At 70.3% G+C, this 24,166-nt stretch carries 20 protein-coding genes and 1 pseudogene; 4 read left to right on the forward strand and 17 right to left on the reverse strand.

What is annotated here, in order from left to right; all coding sequences use genetic code 11:
* Positions 1–797: 797 nt before the first annotated feature.
* The 10 genes from ACL02T_RS33710 to ACL02T_RS33755 form a co-directional block, all read right to left on the reverse strand.
* Positions 798–2,282: an aldehyde dehydrogenase gene (locus ACL02T_RS33710; RefSeq protein WP_412834885.1), complete on the reverse strand. Its 1,485-nt coding sequence runs from the start codon at positions 2,280–2,282 to the stop codon at positions 798–800.
* Entirely contained in the window at positions 2,260–3,081 is an 822-nt protein-coding gene (locus tag ACL02T_RS33715) for a mycofactocin-coupled SDR family oxidoreductase (protein WP_412834886.1), read from the reverse strand. The genes ACL02T_RS33710 and ACL02T_RS33715 overlap by 23 nt, the downstream gene beginning before the upstream one ends.
* A 38-nt stretch (positions 3,082–3,119) precedes the next feature.
* On the reverse strand, positions 3,120–3,959 hold the full coding sequence (locus ACL02T_RS33720) for an ABC transporter permease (protein ID WP_412834887.1): 840 nt from the start codon (positions 3,957–3,959) through the stop codon (positions 3,120–3,122).
* Positions 3,956–4,810, reverse strand: coding sequence for an ABC transporter ATP-binding protein (locus tag ACL02T_RS33725; protein ID WP_412834888.1), 855 nt, complete (start codon positions 4,808–4,810; stop codon positions 3,956–3,958). The genes ACL02T_RS33720 and ACL02T_RS33725 overlap by 4 nt, the downstream gene beginning before the upstream one ends.
* 25 nt (positions 4,811–4,835) lie before the next feature.
* Entirely contained in the window at positions 4,836–5,927 is a 1,092-nt protein-coding gene (locus ACL02T_RS33730) for an ABC transporter substrate-binding protein (protein ID WP_412834889.1), read from the reverse strand.
* A 686-nt stretch (positions 5,928–6,613) separates the two neighbouring features.
* Positions 6,614–7,471, reverse strand: a complete 858-nt coding sequence (locus tag ACL02T_RS33735; protein WP_412834890.1) for an enoyl-CoA hydratase/isomerase family protein — start codon at positions 7,469–7,471, stop codon at positions 6,614–6,616.
* Complete coding sequence (locus tag ACL02T_RS33740; RefSeq protein WP_412834891.1) at positions 7,468–9,078, reverse strand: class I adenylate-forming enzyme family protein; 1,611 nt, start codon at positions 9,076–9,078, stop codon at positions 7,468–7,470. The genes ACL02T_RS33735 and ACL02T_RS33740 overlap by 4 nt, the downstream gene beginning before the upstream one ends.
* Positions 9,075–9,911, reverse strand: coding sequence for an enoyl-CoA hydratase-related protein (locus ACL02T_RS33745; protein WP_412834892.1), 837 nt, complete (start codon positions 9,909–9,911; stop codon positions 9,075–9,077). Before ACL02T_RS33745 ends, ACL02T_RS33740 begins: the two co-directional genes overlap by 4 nt.
* A gap of 6 nt (positions 9,912–9,917) precedes the next feature.
* Complete coding sequence (locus ACL02T_RS33750) at positions 9,918–10,961, reverse strand: NAD(P)H-dependent flavin oxidoreductase (protein WP_412834893.1); 1,044 nt, start codon at positions 10,959–10,961, stop codon at positions 9,918–9,920.
* The gene (locus ACL02T_RS33755) at positions 10,958–11,572 is read right to left on the reverse strand and encodes a MarR family winged helix-turn-helix transcriptional regulator (RefSeq protein ID WP_412834894.1); all 615 of its coding nucleotides are present in this window, start codon (positions 11,570–11,572) and stop codon (positions 10,958–10,960) included. The genes ACL02T_RS33750 and ACL02T_RS33755 overlap by 4 nt, the downstream gene beginning before the upstream one ends.
* A gap of 87 nt (positions 11,573–11,659) precedes the next feature.
* On the opposite strand from ACL02T_RS33755, the gene ACL02T_RS33760 reads away from it, so the two are divergent.
* The 3 genes from ACL02T_RS33760 to ACL02T_RS33770 are packed head-to-tail and all read left to right on the forward strand — an operon-like array spanning position 11,660 to position 14,473.
* Positions 11,660–12,253 carry a MarR family winged helix-turn-helix transcriptional regulator gene (locus ACL02T_RS33760; RefSeq protein WP_412834895.1) on the forward strand — a complete coding sequence of 198 codons (594 nt, stop codon included), beginning with the start codon at positions 11,660–11,662 and terminating at the stop codon, positions 12,251–12,253.
* Positions 12,254–12,293: 40 nt separating this feature from the next.
* A complete protein-coding gene (locus ACL02T_RS33765) occupies positions 12,294–13,469 on the forward strand; it encodes a CaiB/BaiF CoA transferase family protein (protein WP_412834896.1) in 1,176 nt (391 codons plus the stop codon).
* Entirely contained in the window at positions 13,469–14,473 is a 1,005-nt protein-coding gene (locus tag ACL02T_RS33770; RefSeq protein WP_412834897.1) for a CoA transferase, read from the forward strand. The genes ACL02T_RS33765 and ACL02T_RS33770 overlap by 1 nt, the downstream gene beginning before the upstream one ends.
* A 292-nt stretch (positions 14,474–14,765) precedes the next feature.
* Here the strand turns inward: ACL02T_RS33770 and ACL02T_RS33775 are convergent, their stop codons facing one another.
* From ACL02T_RS33775 to ACL02T_RS33805, 7 genes and pseudogenes are all read right to left on the reverse strand, one after another.
* Complete coding sequence (locus ACL02T_RS33775) at positions 14,766–16,046, reverse strand: FAD-dependent oxidoreductase (RefSeq protein ID WP_412834898.1); 1,281 nt, start codon at positions 16,044–16,046, stop codon at positions 14,766–14,768.
* Positions 16,043–17,611, reverse strand: coding sequence for a phenylacetic acid degradation bifunctional protein PaaZ (paaZ, locus tag ACL02T_RS33780; RefSeq protein ID WP_412834899.1), 1,569 nt, complete (start codon positions 17,609–17,611; stop codon positions 16,043–16,045). The genes ACL02T_RS33775 and paaZ overlap by 4 nt, the downstream gene beginning before the upstream one ends.
* Before the next feature lie 12 nt (positions 17,612–17,623).
* Positions 17,624–17,962, reverse strand: a complete 339-nt coding sequence (fdxA, locus tag ACL02T_RS33785) for a ferredoxin (RefSeq protein WP_412834900.1) — start codon at positions 17,960–17,962, stop codon at positions 17,624–17,626.
* 35 nt (positions 17,963–17,997) lie between these two features.
* Positions 17,998–19,410, reverse strand: a complete 1,413-nt coding sequence (boxB, locus tag ACL02T_RS33790) for a benzoyl-CoA 2,3-epoxidase subunit BoxB (RefSeq protein ID WP_412834901.1) — start codon at positions 19,408–19,410, stop codon at positions 17,998–18,000.
* Between the two features lie 7 nt (positions 19,411–19,417).
* Positions 19,418–21,133, reverse strand: coding sequence for a 2,3-epoxybenzoyl-CoA dihydrolase (gene boxC, locus ACL02T_RS33795; protein ID WP_412834902.1), 1,716 nt, complete (start codon positions 21,131–21,133; stop codon positions 19,418–19,420).
* Positions 21,134–21,463: 330 nt separating this feature from the next.
* The gene (locus ACL02T_RS33800) at positions 21,464–22,495 is read right to left on the reverse strand and encodes an MBL fold metallo-hydrolase (protein ID WP_412834904.1); all 1,032 of its coding nucleotides are present in this window, start codon (positions 22,493–22,495) and stop codon (positions 21,464–21,466) included.
* Positions 22,495–22,887: pseudogene (locus tag ACL02T_RS33805) on the reverse strand (aldehyde dehydrogenase family protein); the annotation flags it as partial. The pseudogene ACL02T_RS33805 and the gene ACL02T_RS33800, both read right to left, overlap by 1 nt.
* A 98-nt stretch (positions 22,888–22,985) precedes the next feature.
* Here ACL02T_RS33805 and ACL02T_RS33810 point away from each other — a divergent pair.
* Positions 22,986–23,819: a mycofactocin-coupled SDR family oxidoreductase gene (locus ACL02T_RS33810; protein ID WP_412834903.1), complete on the forward strand. Its 834-nt coding sequence runs from the start codon at positions 22,986–22,988 to the stop codon at positions 23,817–23,819.
* Positions 23,820–24,166 lie beyond the last annotated feature (347 nt).

A 24,166-nucleotide genomic window follows, 5' to 3' on the forward strand; every position in this document is an offset into this window, starting at 1 on the left:
TCGCTCCGCAACCTCCCAATCAGCCTGCACCGACACGCCGGCGCCACCTACATCGCCGCCGCGCTCCGCCACCACGCCCCAGACACCCGCCGGGTCCCGGACCTACTCACGACCGACTGACTTTGCCGACCCCCTGGCTCAGACCCACCGCGGCGGAACTAGCCATAACAGCACTCACCGGGCCCCTCCTCCACATCATCACGCATCGACGAAGTAGCGGCCCTTCCCTCGCCGGCAGTTCTGTTGTCCGCTCGGCTCCAGCAGTACTACGGCCGCCTCCGACGCCCACCCGACCAGTCATCCACTTCCCGAGTTCCTCGGTTGTAGGACACCACGCTCCGATGACAGATACTCCGCAGGCCACCGGGTCGGGGAGGGCCTCCCCGGTTCCCGCCGCCACTATCTGAACGTTCCGCACCCCATACGCCGGGGAGTCCTTCGCGGCTGCAATCCCACCGCTTCCATGGCCTTCACCCGATACCGAGAGGCTCGGCACTCCCTGTGTCCACCCTCACGGGCGGCTGAGTAACGACGCCGCAGGTTTCGCGTCATGCTACGGACCGTTCAGTCGCTCCCCAAGAATGGGCCTTCGACACCGGGCTTCGACCCCGCCCGTTTCCGGACGAAGCCGCCAGTCTGCTACCGGGCCCCCTGGCAGTTACCCGGACCGGACTCACACCGGCAAGCGACGACGAGCTGACGACAACAGCTCAACCACCTACATGGTCAACCTCCTGTCTGTTGGGCGCACGGCAAAGGCTCGCTGATGGCGGTGGCTTGACGAGCCGATGTCCTCGTCAGCGGCCCGCTCCGACCGCGACCGACTTCGGCTCGAGGTACGGGCGGATGCCCTCGGGGCCGAGTTCGCGGCCCATGCCGGACTGCTTGAAGCCGCCCAGCGGGCTGCCGTAGGCCTGTCGGTGGCCGTTCACGCTGACCATGCCGGTACGCATCCGGCCAGCGATCCGGAGGGCTCGATCGTCGTCGGTGCTCCACACAGAGCCTGCGAGGCCGTAGACGGTGTCGTTGGCCAGTTGCACGCCCTCCTCGTCGCCGTCGTAGGGGATGGCGACGAGGACCGGGCCGAAGATCTCCTCCTGTGCGATCCGCATCCGGTTGTCGACCTCGGCGAACAAAGTCGGCTCGACGAAACAGCCGGCGGCAAGGTCGCCGGCCAGGCGCGGGCGCCCGCCACCCACGACTAGCCGCGCCCCCTCCGCGCGGCCGGTGGCGAGGTATCCCTCGACCCGGTCTCGCTGGCGGTCGTTGACCAGGGGGCCGATCGTCGTGGCGTCGTCGAGTGGGTCGCCGACGACCAGTTCCCGCATTCCTTGGGCCAGGGCGTCGACGAACTCCGCGTAGCGGGAGCGCGGCAGCAGGATCCGGGTCTGGGCGATGCACGCCTGCCCGGCCAACATCAGCGACATCGGGAGCACGGCCGGGATGACCTCGGCGGGGTCGGCGTCGTCGAGCACGATCGCGGCGGACTTGCCGCCGAGCTCGAGGGTCACCCGGGCGACGCGATCGGCGCAGGCTGCCATGATCTTTTTGCCGGCCGCGGTGCTGCCGGTGAACGAGACCTTGTCGACCTCGCGGTGCGCGACGAGGTACTCCCCCACCTGCCGGTCGGCCGGCACCACGCTGAGCACGCCGTCGGGGAGCCCTGCGTCCGCGAGCGCCTCGGCCAGCGCGTAGCCGGACAGCGGGGTGTCCGGTGGCGGCTTGAGGATCGCCGAGCAGCCTGCGGCCAGTGCCGGGGACAGCTTCATCATCGGGTTCGACAGCGGGCTGTTCCATGGTGTGATCGCCGCGACGACCCCGACCGGCTCCTGTGTGACGACACTCGTGGCGCCGCTCTCGTCCCGCCGGGTCTCGGCGAACTCCATGCTCTCGATCAGTGCCGCGTAGTAGCGCAGGTGCCGGAAGGCGTTGCTGGCGTGGGCGGCTCGGCTGAACCACAGTGGACAGCCAAGCTCGCGGGTGAGCCCGTCGGACAACGTCGGCAGGCGCTGTTCGAGCAGGTCCGCTGCCTTGTGCAGGACTGCGGCGCGCTCGGCGGGGGTGGCTCGGCTCCATACCCCGGAGTCGAACGAGGTCCGCGCGGCGGCGACGGCGGCGTCCATCTCGGCCACGGTGCCCAGGGCCGCGTCGCCGAGGTGCTCCCGGGTGGCCGGGTTCGTGATGCGGACCGTGGCGCCGTCGGACGGTGTGGTCCACCGTCCGCCCACGAACACCTGCGGCCGGTCACCGAGCAGGCTCTCAGAGGTTGGTGTTGCCGGCATCGACCTTCAGCTCCGTTCCGGTGACGTGGCGGGACTCGTCCGAGGCGAGGAAGAGGACGGCGTCGGTGATCTCGCTTGGTTGCAGTCGTTCGACGGGGAGGGCGTTGGTGAACGCGGCGGCGCCGAGCGCGGGGTTCTCGGAGATCAGCTCCATCATCCGGCCGAGACCCTCGGTCATCGTGGTCTCCACACCGGACGGATGGACGACGTTGACCCTGATCCCGTGCGGGCCCAGCTCGTTGGCCATCGCCTTGGCCACGCCCACGAGGCCGTGCTTCGCCGCGACGTACGGGACCATGAAGGGCACGCCCTTCACCCCGGCGGTCGAACCGGTGCAGACGATCGAGCCGCCGCCGGCGCGGACGAGGTGCGGCGCGGTCACCGCGATCGTGTGCCAGACGCCCGTGAGATTCGTGTCGAGGGTGGCCTGCCAGACGGCCGGGGTGATCTCGTCCCAGGCGCCCGGGATGCAGATCCCGGCGTTGGCGCACACCACGTCCAGCCTGCCGAGCTCGGCGACTGCCTCGTCGACGGCCGCCCGCAGCCCGTCGAGGTCCCGCACATCCACCTGCCTGGCGACGACGCGACGATCGAGCGCCTCGACGGCCTTGACGGTCTGCTCGAGATCTGCCGCGGTCGCCATCGGGTAGGCCGCACCCGGCACGTCGGTCAAGGAGTCCACGACGATGACGTCCGCGCCCTCCTCCGCGAGCCGCACCGCGTGGCTGCGTCCCTGGCCCCGGGCCGCGCCGGTGACCAGCGCGACCTTCCCGGCAATCCTGCCCCACCGACTCTCCACTCCACGACTCCCCAGTGTGTGATTCACCGCCACCATCCTTAGCTTCGCCGCCACGGGACGAGCCACCGCTCGACCTCGTTGACGATCAGGTTGAACACCACGCCGAGCACGGAGATCACGATCAGCGCGATGTACATGGTCTCGACGGAGAAGGTCTGCCACGAGTTCCAGATCAGATAGCCGAGCCCGCTGTCACCGCCCAGCATCTCCGCGGCCACGATCAGCATGAGCGCCATGCCGATGGCGAGCTTGACGCCGGTCATGATCAGCGGCAGGGCGCCGGGCAGCGCCACGGTGCGGAAGGTCTTGACGCTGCTCGCCCGGAAGTTGCGGCCCACGTCGCGGTAGACCTTGTCGATCGCGAGGACGCCCGCGGCCGTGTTGATCACGACCGGGAAGAACACCCCGACGGCCACGACGGCCACCTTGGACGCCTCCCCCAGCCCGAAGATCAGTAGGAACAGCGGGAAGATCGCGCTCTTGGGCACCGGGTAGGTGGCGGCCACGAGCGGCTCGACGATCAGCCGCAGGTAGCGGTAGAGCCCCATCGCCAGCCCGAGCAGCAGGCCCGGGACCGCACCGATGACGAAGCCGATCAGCAGCCGCTGCACGCTGATCCAGGTGTTGGACAGCAGCTCGCCGGACTCGAGCAGCGGCCCGACCTGGGCGACGATCGCCGTGGGCGCCGGGAAGAACCGGTCGTCCAGGATCCCCACCCGTGAGGCGATCTCCCAGAGCACCAGCAGTCCGATCGGCGAGAGTACCGGAAGCATCCGGACGAACCGGTTGTCGCTCCCGGACACCGTGCGCCGCACGAGGCCCCGCGTGGATCTGCCCGCCTTCGGAGTCGTCCCGGGCTCGATCGTGCCCGCGCTCATCGTGCTTCCTTCTGCTGCAGCTCGGCGGTGTGCAGGACCTCGTCCTGCAGGGCGCTCCAGATCCGGTAGACCAGCTCGCCGTACTCCGGCATCGCGCGGAGCTCGAGCCGCTGCCGCGGGCGCGGCAATGGGATGTCGATGTCGACCTTCACCCGGCCCGGCCGTGCGGTCATGACCACCACTCGGTCGCTCAACGTCACGGCCTCGTCGACGCTGTGGGTAATGAACAGGACGGTCTTGCGGGTCTCGTCCCAGATCCGGAGGAGCTCGTCCTGCAGGATGGCCTTGTTCTGCTCGTCGAGTGCCGAGAAGGGCTCGTCCATCAGCAGGACGTCCGGGTCGTTGGCGAAGGCCCGCGCCACCGAGACGCGCTGCCGCATGCCGCCCGAGAGCTCGTGGGGGTAGGCCTTCGCGAACTTCGACAGGCTTGTCTTGCCGAGGTAGTGCCCCACCACCTCGCGGACCTCCGCCTCGGGTGCGCCGCGCATCCGCAGGCCGTAGGCGGCGTTGTCCCACACCGTCATCCATGGGAAGACGGAGTCGCCCTGGAAGACGAGGGACTGGGCGGGCTTGCCCGGCCGCGCAGCCCCCAGCTCGGCTGATCCGGTGGATGGGGTCTCGAGATCGGCCAGCATCCGGAGCAGGGTGGTCTTGCCGCACCCGCTCGGGCCCACGATCGAGCAGAATTGGCCCTCGCCGATCTCCAGGCTCACGTCGTCGAGCGCGAGCGTGTCGCCGGAGCGGGTCGCGAACGTCTTGCCGACGCCCTGGACCCGGATCTTCGCCTCGGTCACGGTCTCGGTCATCGGGTCGTCGGCTCGGTGGTCTCGGCCGACGGCGGTGCTGCTCATCGAAGCGTTCCCTTCGTCGGTGTCGTCAGCTGGCGGGGGTGTACGGACCCATGGCCTGGACGGCCGCTTCGGCGAAGGTCGGGTCCACCGCGCCCGCGATGTCCACGTCGCCCTGGATGAGGCCGGCCGACTTCCAGAAGTCGAAGTCGGCCTGCAGCGACTTCTCGTTGACCTTGCCGTCCGGGTCGACACCGTGGGAGATGATCTTTCCGAGGGTGGCGGCCGGGACCTTGCTGTACTTGCTGACGATGTCGATGATCTCGGTCGAGCCGGGGCCGGCTAGCTTGCCGTCCTGCAGCGCCGAGTTGTAGTCGCGGACCCCGCGCAGGTAGGCCCGCATGAACCGCTGCGCGGCGTCCGGATCGCGGGAGATGAAGTCGCTGCCGTAGAGCAGCACCCCGATCTGCTGACCGGGATCGACGGCGTCCGTCCCCGCGAACCGCACGGCCGCTCCGCTGTCGACGGCCTGGGTGACGATCGGTTCGACGCTGATGCTGGCGTCGATCGACCCGTTCTCCAGCGCCGAGACGTGGTCTGGCCCGGCGAGCGTGGTCCGCTTCAGGTCACCCAGGGTGAGCCCGCCCTCCTCGGCCATCCGAGCCAGCGCGGCATGCGGAGTTCCGCCGTCCCCGTAGTCGGCAACAGTGAGCCCCTTCAGGTCGGCGAAGCTGGTGAAGCGGCCACTGTCGACCAGGTCCTTACGCACGAGCAGCGCCATGTAGCTCGCGCCCTCGGCGGCGTGCGAGGAATCGGCGACGATCTTGACTTTCACGTCCCGCGCGATCGCGTTGTAGAGGCCCGCGGACGGCGACCCCGCTGCGACCTGCAGCTGCCCGGCGCCGAGCGGGGCGATCGTCTGGCTCGCGGAGCCGAAGGTCTGGAGCTGCAGGTCGATCCGCTCGTCCCGGAAGTAGCCGCGCTCGAGTCCGATGTAGAAGGGCGCGTTGCTGATGCTGGCCGGCGACCCGACGGCCACCGTGGTGGCCTCGCCGGAGTCCCCGGACCCCGCGGACTGCCCGCAGCCCGCAAGGACGAGGGCGGGGGCCAGGACGGCACCGAGCACGCCCGCGAGACGTCGTGGTCGGGACGTGCGGTGGTGGTGGGCAACGACCGTCATTGGTCAGGCTCCTGTCGACGGGGGTATGAGGACGGCCTTGAGCGTCTTCCCGGACTCCATGTCCTCGGCCGCCTCGTTGATCGATTCCAGTGGGTAGGTGGTGATGAGCCGCTCCGCCGGGAACCTGCCCTGGCGCTGGAGGTGGAGCAGAGTCGGGATGATCTCGTCGGCCGACCATCGCCCATCGTCAGGCCCGTGGCGAGCGGCACCGCATCCGTGGGAGCCGTGCCGTCGACAGCCTGGAGAAGGCCGGGACCTGCGCGATCCTCGGAACGGCCGTCGCGGACGAGCTGGAAGGCGTAGCACTCGTTCGCCCCGCCATGTGATGGGTAGCCTGATCGACCTCCGGACGCTGCCGGAGTCCGTTCGGTGGTGGGTCGCCGTCGCGAGCGGCAAGCGATCGATGCGCGCCTTGAGCGCCGCCGCCCCCTGACTCGAAACAGAAGTCGTCATTGAATCCTCACAGTCAGACGGAAGAACGTCACTATCGCACTCGGGTCCGGCATCTCCCGCATTCACTGCGAGCCATGGGGTCGACCGTCGTTGATCGAGCCGCCGGTATGACGATTTCGGGAGATTCTGACACAAGCGGGTGACCGGGTCAACGAATCGATCCGACTGTTCCCGGTCGTTCTCCGGCATGACGAATTGGTCGAGAGTCGGCAGGCCCGCATTCGCCTCCCCGATCACTGTCCGGAGTAGTGCCCCTCCCGCTTCGCGAACGCCTTCTTGGTTCCGCTCCGGCTGCGCTCGCGGAGGAAGTTGAACTCGTCCGCCTCGAAACGGAGGTTGGTGCCCAGGGTGTGGCCCACGTAGCCGCGGGCGAACTGGTCGCTCCCGCCCAGGCTGTCCAGCGCGAGCTGCCACATCGCCCGTCCGGTCACCAGTGCGTCGCGGGGGTGTTGGGCGATCCTGGCTGCCCACTCCTCCACCGCGGCCTCGAGCCGGTCCTCGGGAACCGACCGGTTGACCAGTCCGAACTCCGCCGCGGCGGGGCCGTCGAACTCGTCGCCGAGGAGCAGGAGCTCTCGGGCGCGTTTCTGCCCGTACTGCAGGATCTGGGAGTTCAGGTGCCAGGTGTTGCCGGCGAGCCCGAGGCGCTGCTCGGCGTGACTGAACCGGGCGGTGTCCGCCGCGAGGGCCAGGTCCACCAGCTCGACGAGGTACAGCCCGGCCCCCATACACACGCCCTGGACCTGCGCGATGACCGGCTTGAGCGCGTACTGGAAGGCCTTGTAGTTCTCCCCCAGCTTCCGGTCGCGGGCGAGGCGGGAACGCTGGCTCGGCCGCCGGGGTTTCGCGCCGTCGACACCCGGCTCCAAACCGTAGGACTTGGCGGCGTCGTTGTAGTCGTGCCCGGAACAGAACGACTTTCCGTTGCCTTTCAGGACGATGACCTTGATGTCGTCGTCGTCCTCCAGGTCGTGGAGCGCCTCGACCAATACATCGAGATCGGAGAAGCGCAGGGCGTTGTGTTTCTCGGGCCGGTTCATGACGAGTCGCCCCACCGGCCCGTCGCGTTCGACGAGAATGGCGTCGGTCATGCTCGGGCACTCCTGTTCGGGGTGTCGTCGGGGTCGGGCCATTCCTCGCGGACGGTCCGGCGGAGGATCTTGCCCGAGGCGTTGGTGGGCAGGGGGCCGGGATGGAGCCACCACCGGCTCGGGACCTCGTGCCGGGCGAGCACGCGGCCCGCGTGCGCGGCCAGCTCGTCGGGGGCGGCTGTGGCGCCGGGTCGGAGCACGACGGCCGCGGCGACCTCCTCCCCCAGGTCCGGGTGCGGCAGCGGCACCACGGCGACCTCGGCGACCTCCGGATGGGTGGCGAGGGACGACTCGACGTGGGCCGCAGCGATGTTCTCGCCGCCGCGGATCACGATGTCCTTGCTGCGCCCGGTGACGTAGAGCCATCCCTCGTCGTCGATCCGGCCGAGGTCGCCGGAGAAGATCCAGCCGTCGGCGTCGGTGATCGGTTCCGGGTCGCCGAGGTAGCCACCGGTCATCGTGGGCGTGCGGGCCCCGATCTCGCCGACGCCGTCCGGCCCGGGGTTGCGGATGGTCAGCTCGACGACGGGCAGCGCCTTGCCGACCGCGCCCGGCCGGGACGTGATGTCCTTGCCCGAACCGGCGGCCAGCACCCCGCCGGCCTCGGTCAGCCCGTAGAGGCTACCGACGCGGGACCGAACGCCGGCGAACCGTTCGCTCACCCTGGCCCGCAGCTCGGGGGAGATCGCCGCGCCGCCCATCGGCACCGACGAGACGCTGCTGGTGTCGTAGTCGTCGAAGTCCGGGTGATCGAGGACGCGGGAGACCATCGTGGGGATCGAGCCCCACACCCGCACCTTCTCGGCCTGGATCAGGCGCAGGACCTCGGCGGGGTCGAACTTGCCGGGCAGGAAGACCGCCCGGCCGCCGGAGAGCAGCGTGGTCAATGAGACCTGGACACCGGCCAGGTGGAACAGTGGCACTGACAGCATCGCGACGGTCCCGGGGTGGTCCGCGGCCAGCTCGCCGGGCAGCCGGCCGGTCAGGCCGAGGACGTTCTGGATGTTCGCCACCACGGAGCGGTGAGACATCAGCACGCCCTTGGGCGCACCCGTCGTCCCCGAGCTGAACATGATCAGCGCAAGATCGTCTTCCTCGACCGGGACCAGGTCGAGCCCGACCTCGACGGGTTCCTCCGCGACAGCCTGCAGAGCGTCGAACCCGACGGTCGACACCCCGTCGACCGTCCGATCGGTGACGGCGAGGGTCGGGGCGAGGACGCTGACGGCGCCGGCGACCTCGTCGTCGCTCCACCAGGCGTTCCCCAGCGCGACGACCGCGCCGACCGCCTGAACGGCCCAGAATGCGACGACCCACTCGATCCGGTTGAAACCGAGCAGCAGGACGGTGTCCCCGCGACCGACCCCGCGGGCGCGCAAGTGAGCAGCTACCCGTGCCACCGCGTGCTCGTGCTCGGCGCGCGTCATCCGGCGCTCGCCCTGAACCAGGAACTCCCGCTCCGGCCAGCGGCGGCCTTCGAGCAGCAGCTCGGCCAGCGACCGCGGCCGGTGGACGTAGACCAGACAGGGGTGCCCGGCGACGACGCCGCGTTCGACCTCGCGCCCCCAGCGGACCTGGGTCGGCGCGGATCCCGTGGCGGCGGTCATCCCGCGTCCCCGTCCCGAACGAACCTCGGTGGGCGTTTCTCGACGAAGGCGGCGACGCCTTCGGCGTAGTCGGGTTCGTTCATCAGCTTCCCGATCAGTTCCTTGCTCTGCTCGACCGCCCGGCGCGGGTCGGAGTGCAGCACGTCGCCCCACAGCTGCCGCTTCGCGGTCGACACCGCGGTCGGGGACATCGCCGCCAGCCGCCGTGCGTAGCCCCACACCTGCTCGGCGAAGTCCTCGGCCGCGACGACGGCGTTGAAAAACCCCATCCGCTCAAGCTCCTCGGCCAGCACCACCCGCCCGGAGAGCAGCACGTCCGCGGAGTGGGTCATCCCGATCAGCCGCGGCAGGATCCACGACAGCCCGTACTCCGCGGGCAGCCCCAGCTTCGGTGCCGCGGTGGTCAGCTTCGCCCCGGTCACGGCGAAACGCAGGTCGCAGAACGCCGCGATCGCCACCGCGATCCCCGCACACGCCCCGTTCACCGCCGCGATCATCGGCGTGCGCATACCCAGCTGCCACGCCATGTCGGAGTCGAACTCCGGGCGCACCCCGTAGCCGGGGGTGGCCGCCTCCTTCGACAGGGCCGGATCGTAGTGATCGGCCTCCACGTACCCGGCCAGCGCCTTCGGGTCCGCCCCGATGCAGAACGTGTTCCCCGAGCCGGTCAGCACGATCACCCGCACCCGCGGGTCGTCGTCGAGGGTCTTACAGATCCACCGGTACTCATCGTGCATCCGGCCCGTCCACGAGTTCCGCCGCTGCGGCCGGTGCAGCCACACCGTGGCCACCCCCGCCTCGTCGACCTCGTAGCGGGTCACCTTCAGCTCCATCGCCCGTCACACCTCCACAGCTGCGGGCAGCGGCTGCCGCGCGCGCAGCACAGCGGCCGCCTCGTCGATCATCGCGGGCAGGAACTCCGCGACGGACACGACATCGGTGATGCCGCTCGCGACCTGGCCCATCAGGACCAGGCCGTGCTCGGCGTCGCCCTCGATCTGGGCGCGCCGCATGGACTCGATCTTCGTCGCAGACCGCACGGTCCCGCCCGCGGCGACCGTGGCGCGCATGGCGTCGGACTCGACGTTGCGCAGGGTGCGGCAGGGGCCGAAGACCCCGTCGACCACGACGTCGTCTCCCTCTCCGGCGGCGACCAGCGCAGCCCGGTAGCCGGGGTGCCAGTCGGGGTTGTCCGAGGTCGCGGCGAAGCGGGTGCCCAGCGCGACGGCGTCGGCGCCGAGGCAGAGGGCGGCGGCCAGGCCGCGGCCGTCGCGCACTCCGCCGGTCAGCACCACTGGGACGTCGACCGCCTCGGCGATGTTCGGGGTGAGGACGAAGGTGTGCATCCCGCTCGTGGGGGCGTGCCCGCCCATCTCGAAGCCGGCGGCGAGCACGACGTCGACGCCGGCCCGCGCCGCCTTGAGTGCGTGTCGGGTGGATCCGACCTTGTGCTGATGGATCATGCCCTCGTCGTGGACCCGTTCGGTCAAACCCGCCGGAAAGCCCGCGGAGGTGGTCAAGACGCGCAGCTGGGCGGCGAGCCCAGCGTCAGCCCGGCGCGCCTCCAGGACTGCGTCGAGGTAGATCCGGGCGAAGGCGGCGATGCCGCCTTCCCGGTCATGACCGACTGGGATGTTGACCGCGAAGGGCGCGCCGGTCAAGGTCGCGCACTCCTCCACGCTGCGGCGCAGGACCGCGGCCGCCTCGTGCAGGTCGCCCGTGGTGCCGGGGACGCTGACCGTTCCGAGGCCACCTGCGTTGGACACCGCGGCGGCCAGGTGCGTGGTGCTGAACGGGCCCATCCCCTCCTGCACGACGGGATGGCGAATTCCGACCAGGTCCGTGTAGCGGTTCGCGAGCGGGCCGCGGGCCCCGGCGGTCACCGGCCCACCGCCTCGGCGAGGGCGGGCCGCTCGACGTCCGGTGCGGGGGAACGACCGGATGAGCGCCGACGCCGGCGCGGCACGTCGGCCGTGCGCATCATCCGCGGCCACTGACGCCAGTCGATACGGGCCAGCGACCACAGCGCAGGCAGCGCCCGAGCGAGCGCGACCCGGTCCTCGGCGGAGAGGTCCGCGATCCGGGCCGCCAGCGACTCGTTGCGCGCTTTGAGGTTCCCTGCCAGCGCGGCGCGTCCCGCCTCGGTCAGCGAGACGCGCACCTGCCTGCGATCCACAGCACCCACCTCCTTCGTCACGTAACCGGCCTCGACCAGACGCCGCACGATCTCGGTCATCGTCGAGACCGCCCGGCCGTCCGCCGCGGCGAGGTGCGAGATCGGGAGGGACTCGTCCGCCAGCAGCTGGCTCAGCACGAGGCTCTGCGCCGGGGACAGCGCGGCCTCATCGTGCGTCCGGCGCAGGAAGGTGCCGAGCATCGTCAGCGGCGACCGGGCCACCGCCGCGATCTCCCAGGCCGAGAGGCCGTCCGGATCACGGCTCATCAGCGCGGCGGTCAGCGTGCCGGAGTTCGGTTGCTTCGTCGCACGAACCATACGGCGAACTGTTGCGGGTCACGAACCATTCTGTCAAGAGGTCGGAGCGATCCCCTTCCTGTGCGCCACCGTCGTTAGGCTGCGGAGATGGACGGGGACACGGACAGTCAGCCCGGTGACGGCGATCCGGGGTCGCCGATGAGGCGGATCCTCGAGCGCAACCCGGCCGCCCTGAGCCCGGAGGACATCGCAACCGCCGGGCGCGTCCCCCTCACCATGATCGGAAGCAGGCTGCGCGAGACCAATGCGACCGCGCCCTTGACCGCACCCCAGAGCCTCGTCCTGAGCCAGCTCACGGCCGCCGACGCGCTGCCGGTCACCGAGCTCGCCGCTGCGGACGGCCGGGCGGTCTCGACGATGACCGAGATCGTGCGCCGCCTGGCCGCGGCCGGCCTGGTCACGAAGCACGACGGGATCGACGACCGCAGGCAGGTGCTGGTCAGCATCACGCCGGCGGGTCGCGACGCCCTCGCCGGCAATCTCCGGCTGCGCCACGAGCGCCTCACCGCGCGGATCGCGGCGCTCCCCGACCACGAGCGGGTCGCCCTCGCCGCCGCGCTCCCGGCGCTGTGGAAGCTCGCCGAGGTCGATCCGGACACGTGGCCGCGCGTCAAGCCACGGCCCGAGCAGCGGGGAAGGCGGAGCCGCCGCCGGGGCATCGGGCGACCAACTGCTTCGTGACCCTTGACAGTTGCGGAGATCGAGCCGCAGCATCAGCAATATGGTTCGTGCAACGAAGCAAAGTTCGGGGGCCGGAGCCGCCCATCGGCCGATCAACTGGCTGTCGGGCATCCGGGTCGTCGAGGTCACCACGGGCGTCGCGGCGCCGCTCTCCGGTCGGATCCTCGCCGAGCTGGGCGCGGACGTCGTCAAGGTGGAGTCGCGGGCCAAACTCGACGTCAACCGGGTCCGAGTGCCGCGGGCCGCCATGTCCGGGCTCGCCGACCCCGAGACGCTGCGGCTGGAGGGGTTCGGCCTGTTGCACGAGGCCAGCGCCAGCAAGCGCAGCATCACGCTGAATCTCAAGAACGAGACCGGTCGCGAGCTCTTCCTCCGGCTCATCGGCGAGTCCGACGTGTTCGTGCAGAACTTCGCCCCCGGCTGGCTGGAGCGCCTCGGCCTGTCCGTCGACGAGCTGCTCGAACGGTTCCCGCGGCTCGTCGTGCTGTCGGCGACCGGCTACGGCCAGGACGGGCCGCTGCGGGGCCAGCGCGCCTACGCACCGATCATGAGCTCGCTCGCGGGCGTCGAGGGACTCATCGGCTACGAGGACGGCGCGGTCGTGGGCGCGTCGGCCACTGCGATGGCCGACCTGAACTGCTCGTTCTACGGCGCCTACCTGGTGCTCGCCGCGCTGAACGGGCGCACGCGGACCGGCGGGGGGCGCCATCTCGACCTGTCGCAGACCGAGGCCTGCGTGGCGCTGATCGGTGAAGCGATGGTCGAGTACGCCGAGACCGGGAAGGCCCCGGGCCCGGTGGGCAACACCGCACCGACCGGGCGCCGCGAGGTCGTGCCGTGCCGAGACGGCGGCTGGGTCGTGATCGAGGACGTGCCCGACGGCGTCGACCCGACCGAGTGGGCCGCCATGAGCGACCGCGACGACCTGGTCGCCCGGCTGCAGGCCGGCGGGGTCGCCGCCACCCCGGTCCTCACCCCGGACGAGGTCCTCACCGATCCCGGATTCCGGGGTCGCGGGCTGTTCCAGCAGGTCGAGCATCCCGTGCTCGGGCAATTGACCGCGACGAGCGTGCCCTGGCACCTCGACGGCGCCGTGCCGAGCGTCCGATCCTCGTCCCCGCTGCTGGGCGGCCACACCGAGGAGATCGCCCGCGACCTGCTCGGTCTCGAGGCCGCCGAGATCACCCGCTTGGCCACCGAAGGGGTCTTCCACTGATGTACGACTCGATGGCGGGCGTGACCGTCGTGGAGATCGCGGCAACGCGTTCCGCGGCCTACGCGGGGAAGCTCCTCGCCGACGTCGGCGCGACGGTGGTGCGAGCCGCCGCGTCCGATCCCGATCCCTACCTGGACCTGCGCAAGGTCGAAACCCGCGCCGAGGCCACAGCGCTCCTCCCCGGGGCGCAGGTCCTGCTGACCGACCTCGATCCCGAGGAGCTCGACGCCCGCGGGCTGTCCCCCGAGCGGCTCCGCGAGGAGTTCCCCGGCCTGGTCGTCACACTGCTCTCCCCGCTCGGCCGCACCGGCGAGCGCGCCGGGTGGAAGGGGGGTGAGGTTGCGATGCAAGCGGTGTCCGGACTGATGCACCTCACCGGCCACCCCGACCGCGAGCCGCTCGCCGCGCCGTACGCCCTCGGCGCGCTCCAGCTCGGCATCAGCGGCGCCGGTGCCACCGCCGCCGCGGTGCTGCGGGCCCGGCGCGAGGGCCAGGGCGCGCTCGTGGAGATCAGCGGCGCCGAGGTTCTGGCCTCCTACGTGCGAATCTACGGCGCCGTCGGGCAGTACTACGACATCGAGCTGCGCCGCGACGGGCATCGGGCCCCCGGATCCGGCGGGCGCTGGCCCTTCGGCATCTTCCCGTGCAAGGACGGGCACGTCGCCCTGATCGCGCGCACCGCACCCGAGTGGGACCGGTTCGTCGAGATGCTGGGCTCGCCGGCCTGGACCCGGGAACCGCGCTACACCGACGCCCGCGCGATGGCCATGGACTACCCGGACGAGGTCGACGCCCTCGTGATCCCATGGCTGATGGAGCGCACCCGCGACGAGCTGCTGGCCCTCGCCCAGGCCCACAAAGTGCCGATGGCGCCCGTGCGCCGGGTCGACGAGCTCACCGACGACGTGCAGATGCAGTACCGGGACTTCTTCGAGGAAGCCACCACCGCGGACGGCCGGACCCTCACCGTTCCCGGACGGCCGTGGGTCGAGACAGTGGCCTGACCCCGGGGACCGCTCCGCCACGCAGACCCGGCCGAGCAGCATGCCGAGACGTGCCATCCCCGCCGCGGGCCACAGTCACGAGCGCATCCGGGGCGAGGCGCCCTCGTCCTGGGCCTCCCGGCGCTGATGTCGCTGCGGGTGATCCCGCATCGGGCTCGGCGTTCTTTCGGACGAGCTGCCGTTGCTGGCCCGGCAGCGCCGGTGGTCGCGGGCAACGCGCACCGGCTCCGGGACGTCCCCGGAACGCGGTACACGAACCCGGCGACGGTGTTTCGGGGCTGAGCCGATCGGCTCAGACCGCGACCGGCGCGGCGTGGCGCAGCATCGAGGCGAGGTCGTGGACCTTCACCCGGCCTCGGCCGTCGGCGCCGCCGAGCGTGGCCTCGTGCTCCTCGAGCCGGAGCCAGCCCGCCCAGTCGACCGGGACGGCGCCCCGGTTTGCCAGCATGTCGAGCAGGTCGGGAGGTTCCGCGACCGGGTGTCCGGCCAGGTCCGCCAGCACCGCGGCGGCGGTCTCGGCCCCGTCGGGTTTGTTCGTGCCGATGATGCCGCTTGGTCCCCGCTTGAGCCATCCCGCGACGTAAACGCCCGGGGCCACGCGGCCGGCTTCGTTCGGCACGGTTCCCGAGCCCTCGTCGAACGGGAGTCCGGGCAGGGGGGTGCCGCGGAACCCGACGGCGGACACGACGAGTCCGACCGGCAGGGTCTGCCGGTGCCCGGAGCGGTTGTGCGCTACCACGATTCCCTCCACCGCGTCGTCGCCGAGGACCTCGACAGGAGAGGTGAGGAAGCGCAGGTGGATGCGTCGCGTGCGGCCCTGCGGCGGGGTGTTGGCGAAGGTCTGGAAGGTCTCCAGGTTGAGCCGGACGCGGCGATCGTCGGCGGTGTCTGGGTCGGCGATCGCGGCGCCGCCGTCGTGGATGATCACGTCCGCGTCGGCGAGCTCGGAGAGCTGGAAGAGCTCGGCCGGGGTGAACTTCGCGTCCGTGGGCGTGCGGCGGATCAGCACGTGGATCTCCCGCACGGCGCTGCGTCCCAGTTCCTCGAGGACCCGGGCGGGAACGTCGGTGTCGCGCATCTCGTCGGCAGTGCGGCCGAGGACGCGCGCCACGTCCAGCGCGACGTTGCCCGCTCCGACGACGGCGACCTGCTCCGTACCGAGGGTGAACTCCCTGGCGTCGGGATGGCCGTTGTACCAGCGGACGAACTCGGCCGACCCGACGCAACCCGGGAGCTCCTCCCCGGGAATGCCGAGCCGCCGGTCGTGCTCGGTGCCCGACGCGTACACGACGGCGTCGTAGTGCTCCGCGAGATCGGCGTGGCTCACGTCCCGGCCGACCTCGACATTGCCGAGGAACCGGACCCGGTCCTTCGCGAACGGCTTGGCCAGCACACGGGTGACCGCCTTCATCTTCGCGTGGTCCGGGGCGACCCCGTAGCGAACCAAGCCGTAAGGCGTCGGAAGCCGGTCGATGACGTCGACGTGGAGCGGTCCGCCGGAGGCCAGGAGAGCGGCGACGGTGTAGAGCCCCGACGGCCCCGACCCGACGACCGCGACCCGGTGCGCGCTCATGCCAGCTCTCCGGTCCTCGTCGCGGCGAGCACCGCCGGTCCACCCTGGACGGCACTGCGCTGTAGGTGGTGGTGCATGGAATCGAGACCACCGAGCTCGGCGCCGCCACCGGCGCGGCCCGGGCCCCCGTGCAACAGACCGGGCAACGGAGAGCCGTGGCCCGTCGACTCTGCCGCGCAGTCGCGGTCGAGGACCAGGACCCGACCGTGCCAGGGCGCAAGCCCGTGGACGACCTGACGCGCAACGGTTCCGTCCGCGGTCACCACGGAGGCTGCGAGGCTCCCGCGCCCGCGCGCGGCCAGCGCGAGCGCGTCGGCGACGGTGTCGTAGGCGAGGACGGTGCTGACCGGCCCGAACGCCTCGACGTCGTGTGGCTCCGCGCGATCCGGATCCCCGTGCAGCAGGACCGGGGTCATGAAGGCGCCGCGCTCGGGATCGGCGTCGACCGGGTCGACCTTGTCCGGGTCGGCGGACACGATCCGCCCGGCCCGGGCCAGGGCGTCGACCGCGGCGCGCACGTCGTCCCGCTGGTCAAGTCCGGCGAGCGCCCCCATCGTGACGCCCTCGGAGCTCGGGTTGCCGACGACGACCTCCTCCAGTCTGCCGCGGACGGCGTCGAGCACGGCGTCGACCCGGTCCGCGGGCACGAGCGCGCGGCGGATCGCCGTGCACTTCTGGCCGGCCTTGACGGTCATCTCGGTGACCAGCTGGTCGACGTAGAGATCGAACTCGGGCGTGCCGGGGATCGCGTCGGGACCGAGGATCGAGCAGTTCAGCGAGTCCGCCTCCGCGGTGAACCGGATCGCCTCCGCGACGACGGAGGGATGGCTGCGCAGCCTTCGCCCGGTCTCGGCGGAACCGGTGAAGGCTACCGAGTCCTGCGGGCCGAGGCGGTCGAGCAGGTCCCCGGTCGAACCGCAGACGAGCTGGAGCGCCCCCTCGGGCAGGATCCCCGACCCGACGATCTCCCGCACCACCAGCGCGGTCAGGTAGGACGTGACCGTGGCGGGCTTGACGATCGACGGGGCCCCCGCGAGCAGGGCGGGCGCGAGCTTCTCCAACATCCCCCAGACCGGGAAGTTGTAGGCGTTGATCTGCACTGCCGCCCCGAGCCGGGACACGGCGAGGTGCTGCCCGGCAAAGGTGCTGCCCCGTCCCAGCGGCTGCGGCTCGTCGAGAGCGAGGACGGTGTCGTCGGGTAGTTCGCGGGCCCCGATCGCTGCGTAAGCGGAGAGCACGCCGATGCCGCCGTCAACGTCGAACTTCGAGTCGGACAGGGTTGCGCCCGTGCGATATGAGAGGGCATAGAACTCCCGGCGGTGCTCGCGCAGGTGCCCGGCCAGGGCCTTCAGCAGAGCGGCGCGCTGGTGGAAGGTCAGCGCGCGCAACGCCGGCCCGCCGACGGAGTGCGCGTGGTCGAGCACCGCGCCCATGTCCAGGCCAGCACTGGACACCCGGGTCACCTCCTCGCCGGTGACGGCGTCGGCAACGGGCACTCCGGCGGTGCGGACGTCGGGGGCGGTGTGCCACCGCCCTGTGGCGTAGGAAGCCAGGGGTTCGCTCACGGGTCCTCCGGGTCAGTCGCGCACGTAGCGGGCGATGAAGTCGGTGTCGATCCCGACCGGGCCGAGGTCGCCGGAACCGCCGGGCTGGCCGAGGGGCTCGTCGCGACCGGGCAGCGGCTCCTCGAAGAAGCGCAGGTTGTCGGCGACGAACGCCTCCTGCCCCGGGGGCACGGCGCGGTCCTGGGTGATGGCCTCGACCGGGCAGGCCGGTTCGCAGGCACCGCAGTCGATGCACTCGAGGGGGTTGATGTAGAGCTTGCGGCCGCCCTCATAGATGCAGTCCACCGGACATTGGTCCATGCAGGACCGATCCATGACGTCGATGCAGGCTTCGGCGATCACGTAGGGCATGACGGTCCGTCTCCGTACGGGTGTAGGTCGAGTGATCAGGTGAGGTGGACGTACTCGTAGTCGAATGGCTTGCCGTTGATCCCCGTGTTGGGCGGCGCCACCCAGCCGGCGATCTTCCCGGGCTCGTAGACCGGTCGCATCAGCGACTGGACGTGGGTCTTGTCCGCCTCGGTCGGCAACCAGGCGTCCTGGTTCGCCGCCCAGACGTCCGGGCCGACGAGGTCGCCCTTCGGGGTGATGTGATGCTCGGCGAACAGGCCCACCTCGCGGTTGAACCCGACGTGGGGCAGCGTGAGCGTGCGGTCGATCCCGGCGGTCTCCAGGATTCGGTTCCAGCGCCGGAGCCCGTTCTCGCAGTCCTTGACGTACTCGTTACGCAGATCCAGGTTCAGCGCGAGCAGGGCGGACACCTCGTCCGTGCCGACCTGCCCGTCCTTGACCACGGCGATGGACGCCGCCTGCTCGGTCAGTTGGTGGTCGTCGCGGCGGCGCTCCTCCTGCCAGCGGCCCTTCAGCCCCGCGGTGAAGTAGTTCGCCGCGTTCGTGGACTGCTCGGAGCCGAACAGGTCCAGCGACACCGAGTAGTGGAAGTTGATGTACTTCTGGATCACGTCCAGCGCGATGCCGCCGTGCGGGGCGACGTCTTCGGTGTCGTGCTCGCGCATCAGCTCCGCGGTGCGGGTGACCACCCGGTCGATCCCGGTGGTGCCCACGAACATGTGGTGCGCCTCCTCCTTCAACATGAACTCACAGGTGCGCGAGAGCGGGTCGAACGCGGACTCCTTCAGCGTGCCGAGCTGGTACTTGCCGTCCCGGTCGGTGAAGTAGGTGAACATGTAGAAGGACAGCCAGTCCGGCGTCTCCTCGTTGAACGCCCCGAGGATGCGCGGGCTGTCCAGGTCGCCGGAGTTGCGCTGCAGCAGCGCCTCGGCCTCCTCGCGGCCGTTGCGGCCGAAGTAGGCGTGCAGCAGGTACACCATCGCCCAGAGGTGGCGGCCCTCCTCCACGTTGACCTGGAACAGGTTGCGCAGGTCGTAGAGCGACGGGGCGGTCTCGCCGAGGCGGCGCTGCTGCTCCACCGAGGCCGGCTCGGTGTCGCCCTGGATCACGATCAGCCGCTGCAGGTCGGCGCGGTACTCACCGGGCACCTGCTGCCAGACCGGTTCGCCCTTCTGCTCGCCAAATGCGATTCGGCGGTCCGGGTTCTGCTCCGACAGGAACACGCCCCAGCGGTACTCCTCCATGGCGACGTGCCCGAAATGCGCCCACCCCTCGCGGCCGACGTCGACCGCGGTGCGCAGGTAGACGTCCTCGGTCGGCACAGCCGGGCCCATCGTCTTCCACCAGTTGAGGAAGTTGGGCTGCCACGACTCCAACGCGCGCTGCAGCTTCCGGTCGCCCGCGAGGTCGACGTTGTTGGGAATCTTCTCGGTGTAGTCGATGCTCATCTGTTCCTCACACCCGCTTGCGGTCGAAATCGGCCTTGCGTCCCGTGCCGTAGCGGCGCAGCGCCCCCTCCGGACCGGAGGCGTTGGGCCGCACGAAGATCCAGTTCTGCCACGCGGTCAGCCGAGAGAAGATCCGCGACTCCATCGTCTCCGGGCCGACGAACCGGTGGTTGGCCTCCATGCCGGTCAGCGCGTCCGGGGACAGCGACGCCCGCTCCTCCAGCATGATCCGGATCTCGTCGTCCCAGTCGATGTCGTCCGGGGCGTCGGTGACCAGCCCCAGCTCCAGGGCCTCGGCGGCGGAGATCCGACGGCCCGCCTCCCGACGCAGCCAACCGAGGTGGTCCTTGTCGCCGAAGAACCGGCTCTGCAACCGTCCGATCCCGTTCGGCATCGGGTAACCCTCGAAGCTGCTGTCCGTGAGGACGATCTCAGCGGCCTCCGCGCCCTCCTCGAGGGTGCTGTCGAGCATGTACTGGCGGTCGCACGCGAGAGCCAGCTCCAGCAACAGACCGGCGAAGCACGAGCCGGGCTCGATCAACGCGATCAGCGACCGCGAGGTCACGTCGAGCCGCTTGAGGACCCGCTTGAAGTAGTGCCGGATCTCGTTGACCAGCCAGTCGCCCGCGTGGTCGGCCAGCAGCCGCTCGAATGCCAGCGCGTCGTCGATCGCACCGGAGGTCCGGATGATCCACGTGCCCAGCTCGAGCTCGTTGGCCCGCAGCCGCAGGATCAGGTCGTCGAGTTCGCGGGTCACCGCCAGCGGCCAGAACTCGTCGCCGAGCTGATGGATCTCCTCGAGTGACTCCGGGACCGCGCCTTCCGGAACCCGGACGACGATGTCGACCAGGCCACGTTCGCGGTCGAACTCCGCCTTGACGTGCCGGTAGGTGATGCCGGCGTCCGTGACCGATGGCTCCAACGGAAGCAGGACGATTCCCTGCGCGTCCACCGGCCGCGACGACGCTGCCGCGGCCTCGCGGGCCCGCTCGGCCACCGTCTCCGCCCAGACTCGCTTCGGGATCACCTCGTCGACGAGCTTCCACTCCACGGCCTGCTTGCCGCGGATCCCTTCGGACTTCGTGGCGAACACGTCCGCCCGGTCCTTGCGCACGCGCCGCTTGTCGATCACCCGGGTCAGGCCCCCCGTACCGGGCAGCACGCCCAGCAGGGGCACCTCCGGCAGCGACACCGCCGAGGAGTTGTCGTCGATCAACAAGATCTTCTCGCAGGCCAAGGCCAGCTCGTAGCCGCCGCCGGCCGCCGTCCCGTTCACCGCCGCGATCCACGTCTGCCCCGAGTTCGCGGTGGCGTCCTCGATCCCGTTGCGGGTCTCGTTGGTGAACTTGCAGAAGTTCACCTTCCACGGGTGCGAGCTCTGCGCCAGCATCCGGATGTTCGCGCCCGCGCAGAAGTTCTTGTCCTTGCCGCTGGTCACGACCACCGCGCGCACGCCGGGGTGCTCGAACCGTAACCGCTGGGTGGCGTCGTAGAGCTCGATGTCCACGCCCAGGTCGTACGAGTTCATCTTCAGCTCGTACCCCGGCACCAGACCCGCCGTCTCGTCGACGTCGAGGATCAACGTAGCCACCTCACCGTCGACCTCGAGCCGCCAGTGTCGGTACGCGTCGGGCGACGTGGCGAAGGAGACCTCCGGGACCACGCCGGCATCTGGCAACGCAGGTGTGGCCGGGTCCACCCGGTCGATCGTGGGGGCGCTCATCGCTCGCATATCTCCTGTCGTCAGTAGCTGCGCGGGGTGACCAAATACTCCACACAAGCTCAACGTCACGTCAAGTCTCTGTAGAACGTCATCTCCACGCGCGTAGGTACGTCATCTCCACGCGCGTAGGTGTGGGGGGACGCGGCCTGTGATGGCGATGTCCCGGCCTGCTGTGTCGACCGCCAAGCGGCAGCGTGTGGGGAGACGCGCTGCACCGCGACCCCTGCCAGGGGGTGGAGCAGGGCAAAGAGCTGATCGGGAGGTTGACGAACGAGCCGGCCTGCCCGGGAGAGGGCCATCACGTGTGCTCCCAGGCAGGCTGAGCCGGTCTCAGCCGCTCCGGTAGTGCGAGACGCCGTCGACGTCGGAGCGCCGGAGCCGTCCGCCCACGGCCAGCAGGTCGAGATGCGCCATCGTCTCGGTCACCGCGAGGCACTGGCTGAGCAGGTCGAGCTCCTCGAAGCGCCGTCGGCCCCGGGTCCAGAGCAGCCTGCGCGCGACCTCGTCCGACGTGCTTGCGCCAGCCTCGACGAGATCACGCATCTGCTGGAGCCGCACGTTGTGGTGATCGAGCAGCTCGTCGACGCGGGCGTGAACGCTGGGAGAGACCGGTCCGTGCGCCGGCAGCAGGCGGCGATCCGGCAGCGCTCGCACCAGCCGCAAGGAGTCCAGGTAGGAGCCCAGTGGCAGCACGTCCGGGGCCTGCTCGAACCCGATCGACGGAGTGATCCGCGGGAGCACGTGGTCCCCGGCGAACATCACGTTCCGCGCCGGGTCCACGAACACGACGTGCCCCTTGGTGTGCCCAGGAGTGGGGTGCATCTGCCACACCGCATCGTTCAGACGGACCTCGCCCGGCGCGTCGAGCCAGTCGTCGGGGTCCTCCCAGTCCGAGAGGACGTGCTTCGAGGGCACCGCGCTCAGCTCGCGGACCAATGCCCGCGCCCCACCCCGGCCCAGCTGGAAGAGCAACCCGGTCCACGGGTCGGCCTCCGGATCCTGTGCCACCCGCAACGTGTCTGCCTCCTTGCAGCCCAGCGACAACCGGGTGCCGAACTCGCGGCGCAGGGCCACAGCGAGCGTGTAGTGGTCGCGGTGGATGTGGGTGATCAGGAAGCGGCGGACGTCGCAGAATGACAAGTCGAGCGCCTTGAGAGCCTGCTCCAGCAGCTCGCGGGCCTCGTCGAGGGCCCAGCCGGAATCGACCAAGACAAGTCCGTCGCCGTCACGGACGGCGTAGACGTTCACCGCTCGCAGCCCGTCCTCGGGAAGCGGCAGCGGGATCCGGTAGAGGTCGGGACCGACCTCGAAGACCCCCGGGGCGGTCCAGTCAACGGTGGGGTCGTCGGGAAGCACGTGCATCACGCAGCGGAACGGTAGAGAACCCGCAGCAAGCTGAACTCCTCCAGCCCCCGGTGCTCGCTCTCCACCCCACTCCACTGCACTCCGCCGAAGGGCACGTGCGGCTCCAGCGTCAAGTGGTCGTTGACGAAGACGACGCCGGAGTCGAGCCGCGCCGCCACCGCGGCCGCCCTATCCGGGTCGCGCCCCCACACCGAGCCGGACAGGCCGAACACGGTCGCGTTCGCCCGCTCCACCGCCTCGTCCACGGTCCGGTAGGACATCACCGGCGGGACGGGCCCGAACTGCTTCTCGTCGACGATCCGGACACCCTCGGCCACGCCGGCGAGAATCGTCGGCGCGAAGAAGTAGCCCGGCCGATCCAGTGGCGCCCCACCCGCGACGACCGTGGCCCCGGCGGAGTCGCTTCGCCTGTCAGATCAGCATGGTGGCCCCTCCATCGATCGGCTACAGGTGTAGCGTGCCTCTGCGGGGGTAACGGGGCACCCGCGTGAGGATTGAGGAGCTGTCGACGATGCCGGGACGGGTTGCAGGGAAAGTCGCCTTCATCACGGGAGCTGGGCGTGGGCAGGGGCGGGCGCATGCGCTGCGGTTGGCAGAGGAGGGCGCGGACATCATCGCGGTCGATATTGCCGCGCCGGTGGAGAACGTGCCGTATCCGATGTCGACGCCGGAGGATCTAGCGGAGACGGCGCGACAGGTGGAGGCTCTGGATCGGCGGATCGTGGCCGAGGTTGCGGACGTCCGCGATTTGGGCGCGTTGAAAGCAGTGGTGGACAAGGGCGTCGCTCAACTCGGGCGACTGGACGTCATCTCCGCCAACGCCGGCATCGACATCACGGTGCCGTGGCACAAGGTCACGCCGGAGATCATGCGGACGACGATCGACGTGAATCTGATCGGGGTATGGAACACCGTGATGGCTGGCGTGCAGCATCTGGTCGACGGTGGCGGCGGATCGATCATCCTGACCAGCTCTGCCAATGGGCTCAAGGCCGGCCCCTACCAGGTGCCCTACAACTCGTCGAAGTTCGGCGTCACCGCTCTGGCGAAGTCTCTCGCGATGGAGTTGGCGAAGGACCACGTCCGGGTGAACTCGGTCCACCCCGGAGGAGTCGACACGACCATGGCGGAGTTCGCTCTGCCCGCCTTCGAGCCCATGCACGAGGACAACCCGGCCCTGTTCGGGATGCTCGGCGCATGGATTCCTGGCGTCATGCCGCCGCGGGAGATCTCCAACGCTGTGCTCTTCCTGGCCTCGGATGAGTCGACCTGGGTGACTGGTGCTGCCCTGGCGGTCGATGGAGGCATGTCGCAGTACTGACGAGCCGTCGAGCTGAGCTTCCCCCGGTTTCCCGGAATGCGGGTTACCTGTCTGCGTCGGGCTGGGCGCGACGCGACGGCGACGTGGACGTGCTTGTGGGTGTCGACTCCGACGACGATGCGCGGACGGCCCTGCTGCGCGATGCTCATCAGTGACTGCGTGTCCCTTCCCGGAGCGCGTGGTCGACAGCGCGCTGGGCGGGCGGGACAGGACTGTGATGGGACCTGCCGAGATCAGGCTCCTCTGAGGTCACTGCCCGCTCGGTGCGCCACCAGTGGCGGTGTCGCCCGGGCGGCCGACAGATCAAGAGCAATCGTCAAGACCTGTGGATGGGCTGCCTCGGGTTG

This window comes from Pseudonocardia oceanicola (assembly GCF_047200735.1).
Classification (GTDB): Bacteria; Actinomycetota; Actinomycetes; order Mycobacteriales; family Pseudonocardiaceae; genus Pseudonocardia.

Coding starts and splice junctions, on each gene's coding strand:
- ACL02T_RS33710 (WP_412834885.1), bottom strand. CDS start 2,282: ATGCCGGCAACACCAACCTCTGAGAGCCTGCTCGGTGACCGGCCGCAG.
- ACL02T_RS33720 (WP_412834887.1), bottom strand. CDS start 3,959: ATGAGCGCGGGCACGATCGAGCCCGGGACGACTCCGAAGGCGGGCAGA.
- ACL02T_RS33725 (WP_412834888.1), bottom strand. CDS start 4,810: ATGAGCAGCACCGCCGTCGGCCGAGACCACCGAGCCGACGACCCGATG.
- ACL02T_RS33730 (WP_412834889.1), bottom strand. CDS start 5,927: ATGACGGTCGTTGCCCACCACCACCGCACGTCCCGACCACGACGTCTC.
- ACL02T_RS33735 (WP_412834890.1), bottom strand. CDS start 7,471: ATGACCGACGCCATTCTCGTCGAACGCGACGGGCCGGTGGGGCGACTC.
- ACL02T_RS33740 (WP_412834891.1), bottom strand. CDS start 9,078: ATGACCGCCGCCACGGGATCCGCGCCGACCCAGGTCCGCTGGGGGCGC.
- ACL02T_RS33745 (WP_412834892.1), bottom strand. CDS start 9,911: ATGGAGCTGAAGGTGACCCGCTACGAGGTCGACGAGGCGGGGGTGGCC.
- ACL02T_RS33755 (WP_412834894.1), bottom strand. CDS start 11,572: ATGGTTCGTGCGACGAAGCAACCGAACTCCGGCACGCTGACCGCCGCG.
- ACL02T_RS33760 (WP_412834895.1), top strand. CDS start 11,660: ATGGACGGGGACACGGACAGTCAGCCCGGTGACGGCGATCCGGGGTCG.
- ACL02T_RS33765 (WP_412834896.1), top strand. CDS start 12,294: ATGGTTCGTGCAACGAAGCAAAGTTCGGGGGCCGGAGCCGCCCATCGG.
- ACL02T_RS33770 (WP_412834897.1), top strand. CDS start 13,469: ATGTACGACTCGATGGCGGGCGTGACCGTCGTGGAGATCGCGGCAACG.
- ACL02T_RS33775 (WP_412834898.1), bottom strand. CDS start 16,046: ATGAGCGCGCACCGGGTCGCGGTCGTCGGGTCGGGGCCGTCGGGGCTC.
- fdxA (WP_412834900.1), bottom strand. CDS start 17,962: ATGCCCTACGTGATCGCCGAAGCCTGCATCGACGTCATGGATCGGTCC.
- boxB (WP_412834901.1), bottom strand. CDS start 19,410: ATGAGCATCGACTACACCGAGAAGATTCCCAACAACGTCGACCTCGCG.
- boxC (WP_412834902.1), bottom strand. CDS start 21,133: ATGAGCGCCCCCACGATCGACCGGGTGGACCCGGCCACACCTGCGTTG.
- ACL02T_RS33800 (WP_412834904.1), bottom strand. CDS start 22,495: ATGCACGTGCTTCCCGACGACCCCACCGTTGACTGGACCGCCCCGGGG.